The organism is Paraburkholderia lebeckiae (assembly GCF_050436325.1).
In the GTDB taxonomy this organism is placed as follows: domain Bacteria; phylum Pseudomonadota; class Gammaproteobacteria; order Burkholderiales; family Burkholderiaceae; genus Paraburkholderia; species Paraburkholderia tuberum.
Genome location: NZ_JBNDLZ010000003.1, coordinates 658,102 through 671,191, shown reverse-complemented (window position 1 = coordinate 671,191; position 13,090 = coordinate 658,102). Strand labels below are relative to the sequence as shown.

The 13,090-nt window shown below is 64.3% G+C and carries 11 protein-coding genes, 1 other RNA gene and 2 pseudogenes; 4 read left to right on the top strand and 10 right to left on the bottom strand.

The genetic code is table 11. From position 1 onward, the window contains the following. Positions 1 to 124 precede the first annotated feature (124 nt). Both OKW44_RS21015 and OKW44_RS21010 read right to left on the bottom strand, forming a co-directional pair. On the bottom strand, positions 125 to 556 hold the full coding sequence (locus tag OKW44_RS21015) for a YidB family protein (RefSeq protein ID WP_018418148.1): 432 nt from the start codon (positions 554 to 556) through the stop codon (positions 125 to 127). Between the two features lie 101 nt (positions 557 to 657). Next, positions 658 to 1,234, bottom strand: a pseudogene (locus OKW44_RS21010) (ComEA family DNA-binding protein). A 310-nt stretch (positions 1,235 to 1,544) separates the two neighbouring features. Between OKW44_RS21010 and OKW44_RS21005 the strand changes: the two are divergent. Together OKW44_RS21005 and OKW44_RS21000 are read left to right on the top strand one after the other, a co-directional pair. Continuing rightward, positions 1,545 to 2,072 carry a MerR family transcriptional regulator gene (locus OKW44_RS21005; protein ID WP_018418146.1) on the top strand — a complete coding sequence of 176 codons (528 nt, stop codon included), beginning with the start codon at positions 1,545 to 1,547 and terminating at the stop codon, positions 2,070 to 2,072. Next, on the top strand, positions 1,991 to 2,410 hold the full coding sequence (locus tag OKW44_RS21000; protein WP_018418145.1) for a carboxymuconolactone decarboxylase family protein: 420 nt from the start codon (positions 1,991 to 1,993) through the stop codon (positions 2,408 to 2,410). The genes OKW44_RS21005 and OKW44_RS21000 overlap by 82 nt, the downstream gene beginning before the upstream one ends. 112 nt (positions 2,411 to 2,522) lie before the next feature. On the opposite strand, the gene OKW44_RS20995 is transcribed toward OKW44_RS21000, so the two are convergent. The 8 genes and pseudogenes from OKW44_RS20995 to trxA all read right to left on the bottom strand — a co-directional run bounded on the left by OKW44_RS20995 (position 2,523) and on the right by trxA (position 9,765). Next, positions 2,523 to 3,902: an MATE family efflux transporter gene (locus OKW44_RS20995; RefSeq protein WP_018418144.1), complete on the bottom strand. Its 1,380-nt coding sequence runs from the start codon at positions 3,900 to 3,902 to the stop codon at positions 2,523 to 2,525. Positions 3,903 to 3,904: 2 nt separating this feature from the next. Continuing rightward, a complete protein-coding gene (locus OKW44_RS20990) occupies positions 3,905 to 5,662 on the bottom strand; it encodes an ArnT family glycosyltransferase (RefSeq protein ID WP_026225412.1) in 1,758 nt (585 codons plus the stop codon). A gap of 305 nt (positions 5,663 to 5,967) precedes the next feature. Beyond that, complete coding sequence (locus OKW44_RS20985; protein WP_018418142.1) at positions 5,968 to 6,231, bottom strand: type B 50S ribosomal protein L31; 264 nt, start codon at positions 6,229 to 6,231, stop codon at positions 5,968 to 5,970. 178 nt (positions 6,232 to 6,409) lie between these two features. Then, entirely contained in the window at positions 6,410 to 7,243 is an 834-nt protein-coding gene (locus tag OKW44_RS20980; protein WP_018418141.1) for a M90 family metallopeptidase, read from the bottom strand. 15 nt (positions 7,244 to 7,258) lie between these two features. Then, a complete protein-coding gene (locus tag OKW44_RS20975; RefSeq protein ID WP_018418140.1) occupies positions 7,259 to 7,504 on the bottom strand; it encodes a hypothetical protein in 246 nt (81 codons plus the stop codon). A gap of 46 nt (positions 7,505 to 7,550) precedes the next feature. Continuing rightward, a pseudogene (locus tag OKW44_RS20970) lies at positions 7,551 to 7,735 on the bottom strand (MFS transporter); the annotation flags it as partial. A gap of 149 nt (positions 7,736 to 7,884) precedes the next feature. Then, a complete protein-coding gene (gene rho / locus OKW44_RS20965) occupies positions 7,885 to 9,153 on the bottom strand; it encodes a transcription termination factor Rho (RefSeq protein ID WP_026225411.1) in 1,269 nt (422 codons plus the stop codon). 285 nt (positions 9,154 to 9,438) lie between these two features. Then, positions 9,439 to 9,765 (bottom strand): thioredoxin TrxA, encoded by a 327-nt coding sequence (trxA, locus tag OKW44_RS20960; protein ID WP_013089343.1) that lies wholly within the window; start codon positions 9,763 to 9,765, stop codon positions 9,439 to 9,441. A gap of 508 nt (positions 9,766 to 10,273) precedes the next feature. Here trxA and ffs point away from each other — a divergent pair. After that, positions 10,274 to 10,372, top strand: an RNA gene (gene ffs / locus OKW44_RS20955) — signal recognition particle sRNA small type. Between the two features lie 173 nt (positions 10,373 to 10,545). Next, the gene (locus OKW44_RS20950; RefSeq protein ID WP_018418137.1) at positions 10,546 to 13,077 is read left to right on the top strand and encodes a DNA polymerase III subunit gamma/tau; all 2,532 of its coding nucleotides are present in this window, start codon (positions 10,546 to 10,548) and stop codon (positions 13,075 to 13,077) included. Positions 13,078 to 13,090 lie beyond the last annotated feature (13 nt).

Sequence of the window (13,090 nt, the reverse complement as noted above, 5' to 3'; positions counted from 1 at the left end):
AACGTTAAGAAACCGGCAACGAAGGTGACTTCGTTGCCGGTTTTCTTTTGCCCGCCGATTTCAAACCGGGCGTTGGCGTCGACCGGCAGCCTAAGCCGCCGCCAGCGCATGGCGCACAGCGTGCTTAAGCGTTGCCCTTGTTGCCGAGCAGCGCCGACAAACCGCCGAGCGCGCCGAGCACCGTGGTCGCATTCAGCTTTCCATCGGCCGGCACTTCGCCTTCCGGCGTGGCCGCGTTGACGACGTGCGGCAGGATCTGCGATAGCAGACCCGTCACCTGATCCGGCTGGACGCCGGCCTTCGCGGCGAGGCCGGTCACGGCTTCCGAGCCAAGCACGTTATGCAGCGCGTCGGGTGCGATCGGCTGGTTTTCGCCATTGCCGACCCACGATGACACGACGTCGCCGAGGCCCTTTTCCTGGAAGCGCTGGATCAGGCCGTTCAGGCCACCAGGCTGGTTGTTGACGAATTCGAGCGCGGCGGCGATCAGCGCTTGCTGGCCGCCGCCTTCTGGCGATTTGCCAAGCAGGGAACCGATGGTGTCGAGTAGGCTCATGACGGTCTCTCTTCAATGCCGGCGCGTATGACGGCCGGGCGGGTGACGTCGACGCGCGGTTGCGCGTCGCGGTGAAACGCAGGGCGGCAGCCCCGCCGGGCTCAAGCGCCGGACGCAGCCGCGGCGGATGCCGCCTTGCTCTTCTTCGCTTTCTTCTTCGAAGCCTTGGTGCCGGACGCGTCGGCCGGTGCGCTAGCCGCGACGGCCGGAGCCGAAGCGGCTGCCGCTTCGGATGCTGCGGCCTTGTCCTTCTTCTTCGACTTCGACGGCTTCGCGGCCGAGGCAGGGGCAGCCGCGGCCGGCGCTGCCGTCGTGGCAGCGGGCGCGGCGGCGGTGGTTGCCGCGGGAGCCGCCGGTGTGGTCTTCGTGGCCGACTTGGTGGACGTCTTCGCGCCGGTCGGCGGTGCCGACGAGCCGTTGATCGTCAGTCCGGCCGCTTCGAGGTTCTCGACCGATTTCTGGCCGATGCCCTTCACACGCGCGGCGAGATCGTCGGCGTTCTTGAACGGGCCGTTTTTGCCGCGTTCGTCGAGGATCGCTTTCGCATGCACGGGGCCGATGCCCTTGACCGATTCGAGCGCGGCCTGATCGGCGGTATTCACTTCCACGGCCGCGGCAAATCCGGCCCGACAGCGACAAAGCCACAGCGACGCAAAGCATGAAAAGCTTCTTCAGCATGGCAAGCACTCCATTGAGGGCAAAAAGTTAGCCGGGAACGGACGACCTATCCTGTCAGCGGGCGCTGCGTTTAAGCATAGGACAAATCGCAAGCCCGATTTGAGATAGCGGACGATTTATACCGTTCGATTGATGACAAGTAAATCCGCCACACAATATTTAAAGCTTTTAGCGGCATGCAGTGCCGGTGAATTTATCGGTCGATATCGATCGCAATGACTCGTCTGCGATAAAGAACGAGCAACGCAAAGGAATGACAGCGTCCGACGCTTGACTTAGAGTGCACTCGAAGTCCTAACCTGAGTCCGTCATGTCGAAACACTCAACCGCGCTCACCATCGGTCAGGTTGCCGAAACGATCGGCGTGTCCACGCACACGCTGCGCTATTACGAACAGGCCGGCTTGATCCGGCCGGTCGGACGCACGCAGACGGGGCACCGGCTGTACTCGCCGGCCGATCTCGACTGGTTGCGCTTCGTGATGCGTCTGAAGGCAACGGGCATGTCGATCTCCGGCATGCAGCAGATCGCCGCGCTGCGCGCGCAAGGCCATCCGACGATGCGCACACGCCGCGACCTGCTGGTTGCGCATCGCACCGCGCTGCTCGCGCGGATCGCCGATCTGCAGAGCAACCTCGGCGCGATCGACGACAAGATCGCGTACTACGAGGCGGCCACGAGCGGCGCGCTTGAGCCCGATCCGGCACGACAGGACGACGAAACCTCGTCGCCCTCACACTCCGATAAGGACTCGCAATGGACTACGCACACAACGACCGCTACGCGCGGGGCTGGGACAAGCTCAGGGAAATCGACGGTTCGGCGGGCGAACAGGTAATCGCCGCGCTCGCGCCAGTCGCGCCGGAATTCGGACGCCTGTTGATTGAATTCGGCTTCGGCGACATCTACAGGCGGCCGCAGCTCGATCTGCGCACGCGTGAGATTGCGACGATCGCGTCGCTCGCGACCCTCGGCTGCGCGCAGCCGCAGCTGAAGGTACATATCGAGGCGGCGCTGAACGTCGGCTGCACGCGCGAGCAGATCGTCGAGGTGTTCATGCAGATGGCGCTTTATGCGGGCTTTCCGGCCGCGCTCAATGCGCTGTTCGCGGCGCGGGAAATTTTTGAGGCCAAGGATCGGGAGGGGGAGGCCGCATGCGCGGCGTCGGCAGGCTGAGCTGCGCGGGGAACGGAAAGGCGGATGCAGAACAGGTCGTCTCTCACCCCGGCTTGGGTGCAACTGACGGTCCGGTCGGTGCTATTCGAGGCCTTCCCAACCCCCCATCCCTTCAAACAGCCGAATCGACCCGCGCCGCCGCAGCCTCGCGCAAATAGCGCTGGCTCACGAATCGCCAGTACACGAGCAAGCCGAGGCCGGCAATCGCGAGACTTGCGGAATTCGCGACCCAGAAGCCGCGCGCGCCGGTCAGCCAGGGCGGCGTGAGGCCGGTCGTATCGAAGCCGAGCGCATAGCCGCCGCCGAGCCCGACTCCCCACAGCGCCACCGCATAGATGATGGTCGGCACGACCGCGACCTTGTAGGCGCGCAGCACGAACGCGGTCGAGATCTGCAACGCGTCGAACAGGTGGTAGCAGGCGACGATCAGCACCAGCGGCAACGCCTTCGCCGCGACCTGCGCGTTCGTCGTATAGCCGTCGACAATGTACGGCCGCAGCACGAGCACGAGCGCGCCGTAGCAGCACGCGATCGCAACCGCCATCGCGATGCCGTGACGCGACAGCGTGCGCGCCGCCTGCGGCCGATGCGCGCCGAGCGCCTGCGCGACCAGTGTCGACGACGCGATGCCGATCGACAGTGGCGTCATATAGAGCACCGCGCCGACGTTGCCGGCGATCTGATGTCCGGCGAGCGTCGTCGTGCCGAAACGCGCGATGAAAAGCGCCATGAACGTGTACGACGTGACCTCGATCAGATACGACAGCCCCATTGGAATACCGAGCCGCAGTTGCGCGGCCTGGCGCTTCCAGACCGGCCAGCAGAAGTGCGTGAAGATGCCGAGTGCCTTGAAATCGTCGACGCGCGCGAGCAGCAGCATGCCGAGCGCCGCGAGTGCCCAGTTGAGCAGCGTGCTCGCGAGCGCGCAGCCCGGACCGCCCAGCGCGGGCACGCCGAGGCCGCCGAAAATGAACCAGGTATTGAGCGGAATTTTCAGCAGCAGCGCGGCGATCTGCAGGAACATCACGAGCCGCGGTTTGGCGAGCGCGTTGGCAACGGAGCCGTAGACCCGGAAGGCGAGGCCGGCGGGCAGCCCGAACGCGAGAATCCGCAGGTACGCGAGCGTGCGCTCGTGCAGCGCGTCGGGCACGCGCGACAACGCCAGCAGCGGTCCGGGGAAGAACAGGATCAGAAAGCCGATCACGGTCAGCGCGGCGGCAAGCCACCATGACTGGCGGACCTCTTCGCCGATCTCGCCGTAGCGACGCGCGCCGTACAGCTGCGCGGTGATCGGCTGCAGCGCGGTCACGATGCCGGTCAGGCCGATATAGACCGAGACGTAGATCGACGAGCCGAGGCCGAGCGCGGCCAGATCGACGGCCGAGTAGCGCCCGACCATCGCCGTGTCGATCACGCCGAACGCGATGATCGCCAACTGGCCGATCAATACGGGCCACGCGAGCGCGGCGATTTTCCGTACGTCGGCGAACATGGTCAGTCGAGCTTCTTGTGCCAGTTGCGGCGCTTGCCGGGCGGCGGCTTGGGACGGTCGATGCGCACGTACAGGCGGAAGCGCTCGTCGCGGTCCGCCGCGCGGCGGCCTTCCCACACGAGCTTCCAGATGTAGTCGGGCATCGCGCTAGGGTCGCCGTAGTCCTGCGAGTCCTGACGCAGGATCACGTCGCAGTCCTGGTCGAACGAGAAGTGCATGTCGCCGAAATATGCGAACGTCGCGATCTGCGCATTGCCGAGGCGTACCGGCGCGATGCACGTGTAGTCATCGGGCAAGTGGTTGGCGATCTGCTGCGCGACGTCGCGATAGGTCCGGCTGTAGTTGACGACCGGCAGCCACAGCGTCATCAGCAACACCCACATCAGCGTGGTGCCGGCGCTCGACAGCACGACGCTGCGCCACAGCACCTTCGGATGACGCGCGAGGCGCCAGCGCACCAGCAGGAACCAGCACACGGTCACCGCGACCGCGCACACGAACGACAGAATCTTGAACTGCGGCACGAAGCCGGGCGCGAGTCGCGCGAGATTGCGCGCGAGCGGGTGCGGAAAGCCGGTCAGGCCTGCCACATACACGAGCCACACGAAGCTGCCGAGGATCGTGAAGCTCAGCAGCGCGAACCAGTCGATCGCGTTGATCGCGCCGCGCTTGAGCGTCGGCAACGCGAAAGTGGCGAGCACCGCGAGCGGCGGCAGCAGCAGCATGTAGAGTCGGTTCGACTGATGGCTTTGCAGCACGACGAGCACGAACAGCGGCCCGATCACCGACAGCGGAATCGCCACGTGCGGCGCGCGCCGCAATCCCTGCCAGCTGAACCACGACCACAGCGCGAGCGGCCACGCGGGCCATGTGAAGAGCGGCAGGTTTTTCAGCGCATACGCGGCGACCGAGCCGGGCGGGCCCGCGAACGAACTCAGGCTCACGTGCAGCCACTGGTTCAGATACCAGACAGCGTCGTCGGGGAACGCGGTGAGCGCGATGATCGGCCACGACACCGCGAGCACGAGCGCCACGGGCAGACCCGCGAGCAGCAGCCAGCGCGATCGCGTTTCGCGCACGATCAGCGTCATCGCGAGCGTGCCGAGCAGCAGCGCGCCGACCAGCACCGGACTGCTCGCGAGTGTGACGAGGCCGATCGCGAGACCCCAGGTCAGCGCGCCCTGAATCGGCTTGTCGATCATGCGCACGAGGCCGTACACGAGCATCGCGATGCAGACGAACTGCACGAGCTGCGGCGTGGTCTCGTGACCGCGCTCGGCGAGGCCGAAGCACGCGAGCAGGATCAGCAGTGCGCCATCGGCGAGCGTGCGGCCATAGTCGCGCGGTTCCGGCTCGCCGCCGAATGCATATTTGAACGGCTGCACTTCGGCACGCCGGCCGAGCAGATACGCCGCGTACCAGACGAACGCGCAGCCCGCGCAGAACAGCAGGCCCGTGAACACGCGCGACGCGTTGCTCGCGTCGACCCACGGTGCGAGGACGCGGATCGCGCTCGCGCCGAGCCAGTAGCCGAGCGGGCCGTCCTCGGTCAGATATTTGCCGACCAGATTCGGCAGCAGCCAGTCGTGCGCGCCGCCGTTCGCCATCGTCCACATCACACCAAAGCCGGCTGCGTCCTCGTTCTTCCACGGATCGCGGCCGAATAGGCCGAACGAGGCGTAGACGATACAGATGGCCAGCAGCAGCCAGCGCGGCAACGCACTGGTCGCAGAGGCGGTGAGGCGAACGACAGGTCTCATGCGGTATGTGGAGTCTGGATAAACGATGCAGCCGGAGCGGCCTGGCAGGTCAGGGCGCAAGGGCCCGTTTCGAGCATCCGGCATTGTAGTCGTGCCGTGCGATGCACGTCACGGCCGGTAACGCCCGGCAACGTCAATGGACAAGCTGTAACACAGTGTCGCGAAAGCGCGGCGCGCTCCTTCTGGCTGAAGGCTTCGCGCGGCGCGCGACCCAGCGGGCGCAAGCGCAGGCGACAAAAAAGGGCAGCTCGCGCTGCCCTTTCTGTTTGCTCCGTTGCCGGCCGGAAGCCGGCACCGTTGCGGTATTACTTTACTGCCTTGCCCGAAGCACGTGCGCCGAACTTCTTGTTGAACTTCTCGACGCGGCCGGCCGTGTCCATGATCTTTTGCTGGCCGGTGTAGAACGGATGCGATTCCGACGACACTTCGACCTTCGCGAGCGGGTAGGTCTTGCCGTTGAATTCCGCGGTTTCGCGCGTCTGGATGGTCGAGCGCGTCACGAACCTGAAGTCGTTCGACATATCGACGAACAGGACTTCGCGGTAATTCGGGTGAATGCCTTCTTTCATGGTCTTTCCTTTAATCTGGCGGTAGCCAACCCGCGTGCAGCCTGGAACTGGACTGCCTTCAGGCGCGAGCCACTTGCCTACGGTCGAAAAACCGCGATTATGCCAGAAAATCAGTCGTTTGGCGATTTTTCTGCCAGCGGATTCTATTGCGGCGCAAGCGGCGCCCGTTCGCGGCGTCTCAAACCGGCGTGAACGTCAATCCGACGCGCGCTGGATCTTGCCGGTAGTAGCGCGCGAGCAGTCGGTACAGTTCCGGATACTCCGCCTCGAACGCTTGGGGCTTGACGAATAGCGCCTCGCTGCACACGGCAAAAAATTCCGACGGATGGTCCGCCGCATACGGATCGACCAGCGACTCGCGTTCGAAACGCGCCCAGCGTCGCTCGGGCACCGCGTCGACTTTCGCACAGAAGTGATCGTATGCATGGTCGAACACATCGGCCCATGCCTGCGCATCGAGCGGCGCGTGCCAGCGGCGCATCAGCGGCGGGTGGCCATCCGCTTCGCCGTTGAGCATGTCGATCTTGTGCGCGAACTCGTGGATCACGACGTTGTATGCGTCGCTGCCATCGGTCATCTGCGCGTCTTCCCACGACAGCACCACCGGGCCGCCTTCCCACGCCTCGCCGCTGGCGTCGTGTTCGATCTCGTGCACGACGCCATCTTCGTCCTCAACGGTCTTGCGGATCACGAACTCGCCCGGATAGACGATCACGCCGACCCAGCCACGATACAGATCGAGGCTCAGGTTCAGCACCGGCAGGCACGCCTGCGCGGCGATGCCGACCGTCATCGCATCGGTCAGCTCGAGCTCGTGCGCGGTCGAGAACTCCTTCTGCGCGAGGAAGAGACTCGTCATCTCGCGCAGCCGCGTGAGATCGGGCGTTTCCAGATGCGTGAGAAAGGGTAGGCCGGCGAGTGTCGCCTGCCACAAGGAATCGTCGATCGCATAGTCGCGCAGCGCGCGCTCGCGACGCCGTGTGCCCAGCCAGTTCGTGAGTTTCGACAGCATGCTTGGAGCCCACCTTCAGTCGATCTTTTTTTGCCTCGCGGCGAACAGGCCGCCGCATATCGCGACGCCGATCAGAAAATAGAAACCGTCGAGCGACGCGAGCAAACTGGCCTGCTGCGCAATCGACCGGCTGATCGAGGCGATCGTGTTCTGGTAGACCGGATTGTACGGATTCACGGACTCCGCGAGGCGACTTTGATGCAGCGCGAGCCGGTGCTGCTCGACGATGATCGCCGAGGCGGTCGCGAAGAAGATGGTCAACTGCCGAACGATGTTTTTCAGCCGGTAGCCGTGCGTGAACTCCTCGGTCCGGCGACATGAGCGTCATCCACCCGGCGGCGAACTCGGCCACCGCGAAGCCCGGCACGATGATGATCCACTTCTTGCGCAGCAGCAGCTTCGCAAAACGCAGATAGACGAACAGCGCGCTCGCCGAAATCAGCGATGTGGCGCCGACGTGCAGCCGATGTTCTCGACCGGATAGCCGAGGCCCCTTCGAGAAACCGTGTGTACGTTCACGTTCATGTTGAGGCGGCGCATTGTCTCTGCGGATGATGGACGAAAAAAACCGCTCGCAGTTTGCGAGCGGTTTTTCATGCATTGCAGTTGCCGACTAATACGGCCAGCACGAAGGTCGCGCGTTAGCTGCCGCCGCCACGACGCATCATGTCGAAGAACTCGGAATTGCTCTTCGTCTGACGGATCTTGTCGAGCAGGAATTCCATCGACTCGACTTCGTCCATGTCGTGAATGAACTTGCGCAGTACCCAGATTTTCTGCAGCGCTTCGGGCTTGATCAGCAGCTCTTCGCGGCGCGTGCCCGACTTGTTCAGGTTGATTGACGGATAGACGCGCTTCTCGGCGAGACGGCGCTCGAGGTGCACTTCCATGTTGCCGGTGCCCTTGAACTCTTCGTAGATCACATCGTCCATGCGGCTGCCGGTTTCGATCAGCGCCGTGCCGATGATGGTGAGCGATCCGCCTTCCTCGATGTTGCGCGCCGCGCCGAAGAACCGCTTCGGGCGCTGCAGCGCGTTCGCGTCGACACCGCCCGTCAGCACCTTGCCCGAGGCCGGTACCACCGTGTTGTAAGCGCGCGCGAGACGCGTGATCGAGTCGAGCAGAATCACGACGTCGTTCTTCATTTCGACGAGGCGCTTGGCCTTCTCGATCACCATTTCGGCGACCTGCACGTGACGCGCAGCGGGTTCGTCGAACGTGGAGGCGATCACTTCGCCGGCCACCGAACGCTGCATTTCCGTCACTTCCTCCGGGCGCTCGTCGATCAGCAGCACGAACAGCACGACGTCGGGATGGTTCTGCTTGATCGCGTGCGCGATGTGCTGAAGCATCACGGTCTTGCCCGACTTCGGCGACGCGACGAGCAGGCCGCGTTGGCCCTTGCCGATCGGCGCGATCATGTCGATGATGCGGCCGGTCACGTTCTCTTCGCCACGCATTTCACGTTCGAGCAGCAGCACCTTGTTCGGGTGCAGCGGCGTCAGGTTTTCGAACATGATCTTGTGCTTGGAGGCCTCCGGCGGCTGGCCGTTGACCTTGTCCACCTTTACCAGCGCGAAATAGCGCTCGCCGTCTTTCGGCGTGCGCACTTCGCCTTCGATCGTGTCGCCAGTATGCAGGTTGAAGCGGCGGATTTGCGACGGGCTAATGTAGATGTCATCCGTGCTGGCGAGGTAGGAGGTTTCCGGCGAACGCAGGAAGCCGAAACCGTCCGGCAGCACTTCGAGGGTGCCGTCGCCGAAGATCGTGTCGCCCGCTTTGGCTCGTTTTTTTAGAATGGCGAACATCAATTCCTGCTTGCGCAGGCGGTTCGCGCTTTCGATCTCGAGGCCATTGGCCATCTCGATCAATTGGGACACGTGCAGAGTCTTAAGCTCGGATAAATGCATACGGAGAACCCGCAGGAGAAGGTGCGACGAAATGAAATCTGGGAGGAGGGTGAGCGGAACCGCTCAAAGACTTACACGTCTTTTCGACGTTTTGTGGATTCTAGCATAGCACACGCCAATTTAAGCCAGTGCGGCGGCGTGGCATCTTTGTTGCAAAGCGTGTTGCCGGCTGACAACACGCTTTGCTTGACCGGCGTGCGCGGCGGATTGCTCCACTGATGCGCCCGATTCTCGAACTGACTGCGGCGCGCGATGGACCCGCGAACGCCGCGGCGTACTGCTGCTTTACAGGTTGCCGTCGAGGAACGCGGTGAGTTGCGACTTCGACAGAGCGCCGACCTTCTGAGCGGCAACGGCGCCGTTCTTGAACAGGATCAGTGTGGGGATGCCGCGCACGCCAAACTTAACCGGCGTGGACTGATGCTCGTCGACATTGATCTTAGCGACTTGCAGGCGATCGGCGTAATCCTTCGCGACTTCGTCGAGGATCGGCGCGATCATCTTGCACGGACCGCACCATTCGGCCCAGAAATCGAGCAGCACGGGTTTATCGGATTTCACGACGTCCTGTTCGAACGATGCGTCGCTAATATGCTTGATTTGTTCGCTCATTTATGAATACCTCTGTCGGTTCGAGGCCCGCCTGAATTGCTCGCCACGATACGTCAAAACCGGGAAAATTTCCTTTCGCTCTGCCGCATCCAGAGCCTTGCCGCGCCTGCCTGTGAAAATCAGAAAAACGGTCTGAAAAAACGCCGGATCTTCACGGAATGCGCAGAAAGAGTCGCGTATGCGGGTCTTTCAACTGGCAGTGTAGCTTAATTCGCTATGCGTTGCCGATGGTGATAGTACTCATCAGGACAGTGGGGCTAATAGGCCGCCGCCGTAGTGTCGGCCGGTTTCTGCGGCTCACGGATACCGCATTGCAATCTAAATGGTGGCGCGCGCGGCGAACTCAAGTGCCGCGCGTGGCGGGCGTCGCCGCGGTGGCTGGCAGGGCGTCGGGCGGCGTGCAGGAAGCGGGCGCAAACAGCGCGAAGCCGTTCAAAGCGAAGCGTCGTTCGCGTTTTGCTCGCGTCAACAGTCGCACAATGCGCGCGGCAATGATAGAATCTTTCGTGACGGGCCTCCTCGCATGGAGGGATGGTCAATCTGGTCAGGTCGGGAACGAAGCAGCCACAGCCGTTTTCCACCAGTGCCGAGGGTCGGGCTCGTCACCTTTCCTTGCTTTTTTCTCCGCAGCCGTTTTCACGGCTTGTCCGCAGTTTCTCCACAGTCATTCCCAGCTTTTGTATTGATCGTTCGCCGTGTTCCGATGGAGCGTCGTCGTGGCCGTTTCGCGCGTCTTCCCGAATCGGTTTTGCGCGCCATTGTTACTGATACAATTTCCGGATGACCTATCAAGTTCTCGCACGCAAATGGCGGCCGAAGGATTTCGCTTCGCTCGTCGGACAGGAGCACGTGGTGCGCGCGCTCACCCATGCGCTCGACGGCGGCCGTCTGCACCATGCCTATTTGTTTACAGGTACGCGCGGCGTCGGCAAGACCACGCTGTCGCGCATCTTCGCGAAGGCGCTCAATTGCGAGACCGGCGTGACGTCGACGCCTTGCGGCGTATGCCGTGCGTGTCGCGAGATCGACGAAGGGCGCTTTGTCGATTACGTCGAAATGGACGCGGCGAGTAATCGTGGCGTCGATGAAATGGCCGCGCTGCTCGAGCGCGCAGTGTACGCGCCCGTCGATGCGCGCTTCAAGGTCTACATGATCGACGAAGTGCACATGCTGACGAACCACGCGTTCAACGCGATGCTGAAGACGCTCGAAGAGCCGCCGCCACATGTCAAGTTCATCCTCGCGACCACCGACCCGCAAAAGATTCCGGTCACCGTGCTGTCGCGCTGTCTGCAGTTCAATCTGAAGCAGATGCCGGCAGGCCATATCGTGTCGCATCTCGAACGCATTCTCGGCGAAGAGAACGTGCCTCACGAGGCGCAGGCGTTGCGCTTGCTCGCGCGCGCGGCCGACGGTTCGATGCGCGACGCGCTATCGCTGACCGATCAGGCGATCGCCTATTCGGCGAACCAGGTCAGTGAAGACGCGGTGCGCGGCATGCTCGGCGCGCTCGATCAAAGCTATCTGACCCGTCTGCTCGACGCGCTCGCGCAGGGCGACGGCGCGGCGGTGCTGGCGGTCGCCGACGAGATGGCCTTGCGCAGCCTGTCGTTCTCGACGGCGCTGCAAGATCTGGCGAGCCTGCTGCATCGGATCGCGTGGGCGCAGTTCGAGCCTTCGTCGGTGCTCGACGAATGGCCGGAGGCGGCCGACTTGCACCGTTTCGCCGACGCGTTGAGCGCCGAGCAGGTGCAACTGTTCTATCAGATCGCGACGATCGGCCGAAGCGAATTGGGCCTCGCGCCCGACGAATACGCGGGCTTCACGATGACGCTGCTGCGCATGCTCGCGTTCGAGCCGGCGCCGACAGGCGGCGGTGGCGGAGCGGCGGGAGCCGCTGGCACGCAGAACGGTGCGAGCGCCGCCGCCGGTACGAAGCGCTCAGGTGCACCGACGGTTGCCGCGCTGCGCGCGCTGTCACCTTCGTCCGCGACGGCCATGGCAGCTGCTGCGCACGTTCGCGGACCCCAGGTAGGCGTTGCCGGCGAGGAGCTGGGCGACGCGATGAAATCGATCGGGGCGACTGCAAAGCCGATCGCGAAGCCCGCAGCCGACTCCGCGCAGTCTGAAGCAGCACCGCAATCGCCCAATGCCGAAGTCGCCCGCGTGACAGACGCGCCTGCCACTACGGCGCCCCCGCTGGCGCCGTGGGAAGACGCGCCAGCGAATGCCGTCGCCACGATTGCCAGCTCGACCGCACCGGTCTCGAACGAAGTTTCCGACATCGCACCTTCGTCCGCACCGAGCGCGCTTGCAACCGCCGCGCCTGGTCGCGCGGAAGAGGCCACGTCACCGGAACCGGAAGCGCGGCCGGAATTGGCGGCGCCCGCTTCAGCGGCGGCACCGGCGGCCGCAGCCGACTCAGCGCCGCGTCGCGCGGGCGGCGCCAGCGCCGCGCTCGACGTCCTGCGCAACGCCGGCATGAAAGTATCGTCCGACCGTGGCCGCGCTAACACGGACGTGTCCGCGAAGCCGGCCGCACCGAAACCCGCCGCGCCGCGTGTGGTCGTGCCGGTGCCGACGCCCGGTGCGCCACGCCGCGTGACGCACGAGACCGCCGCGCAGGCGGCGCCCGCTCGCGACGCAAACAGCGGCGCGAGCAGCAATGCGCAGCAGGACAGCCCGTCGATCCCGCCATGGGACGACATGCCGCCCGACGACTACATGCCGTTGTCGGCCGCTGACGACGCGTACTTCATTCCGCCAGACGACAACTTCGTGCCGGTATTCGACCGCGGCCCCGACGACGTCCGCATGGACGGCCCGGCCGCGCACGCCGCCGCGCCGGCGCCGGTCGCCGATACGCGCCCGCTGCCGCCTGCCGTGTCGCTCGATCCGCTAGGTTTCACCGGCGACTGGCCGGCGCTCGCCGTCGATCTGCCGCTGAAGGGCATCTCGCATCAGCTTGCGTTCAACAGCGAACTGATGGCGCTCGACGGCAGCACGCTGAAGCTCAATGTGCCGGTGCCGCAATACGCAGAAGCGTCGCAGGTCGCTAAACTGAAGGCAGCGCTCGTAGAGCGGCTCGGCCAGAACGTCGACGTGCAGGTCGAAGTCGGCCCGGCGCGCCGTACCGCCGCCGCGCACGACGCGAAGCTGCGCGCGCAGCGCCAGCAGGAAGCCGAGCGCGAGATCAGCGCCGATCCGTTTGTGCAGTCGCTGATTCGCGAGTTCGGCGCGAGCATCGTGCCGGGCTCGGTCCGCCCGATTACCCCGGACGCCGCCTCGAACGGCGCGTCGCCGGCCCACTGATCCATCGTTCGCG

Excerpts from the sequence above, each read along its gene's own strand:
- OKW44_RS21015 (WP_018418148.1), bottom strand. The coding sequence starts at position 556 with ATGAGCCTACTCGACACCATCGGTTCCCTGCTTGGCAAATCGCCAGAA.
- OKW44_RS21005 (WP_018418146.1), top strand. The coding sequence starts at position 1,545 with ATGTCGAAACACTCAACCGCGCTCACCATCGGTCAGGTTGCCGAAACG.
- OKW44_RS21000 (WP_018418145.1), top strand. The coding sequence starts at position 1,991 with ATGGACTACGCACACAACGACCGCTACGCGCGGGGCTGGGACAAGCTC.
- OKW44_RS20995 (WP_018418144.1), bottom strand. The coding sequence starts at position 3,902 with ATGTTCGCCGACGTACGGAAAATCGCCGCGCTCGCGTGGCCCGTATTG.
- OKW44_RS20990 (WP_026225412.1), bottom strand. The coding sequence starts at position 5,662 with ATGAGACCTGTCGTTCGCCTCACCGCCTCTGCGACCAGTGCGTTGCCG.
- OKW44_RS20985 (WP_018418142.1), bottom strand. The coding sequence starts at position 6,231 with ATGAAAGAAGGCATTCACCCGAATTACCGCGAAGTCCTGTTCGTCGAT.
- OKW44_RS20980 (WP_018418141.1), bottom strand. The coding sequence starts at position 7,243 with ATGCTGTCGAAACTCACGAACTGGCTGGGCACACGGCGTCGCGAGCGC.
- rho (WP_026225411.1), bottom strand. The coding sequence starts at position 9,153 with ATGCATTTATCCGAGCTTAAGACTCTGCACGTGTCCCAATTGATCGAG.
- trxA (WP_013089343.1), bottom strand. The coding sequence starts at position 9,765 with ATGAGCGAACAAATCAAGCATATTAGCGACGCATCGTTCGAACAGGAC.
- OKW44_RS20950 (WP_018418137.1), top strand. The coding sequence starts at position 10,546 with ATGACCTATCAAGTTCTCGCACGCAAATGGCGGCCGAAGGATTTCGCT.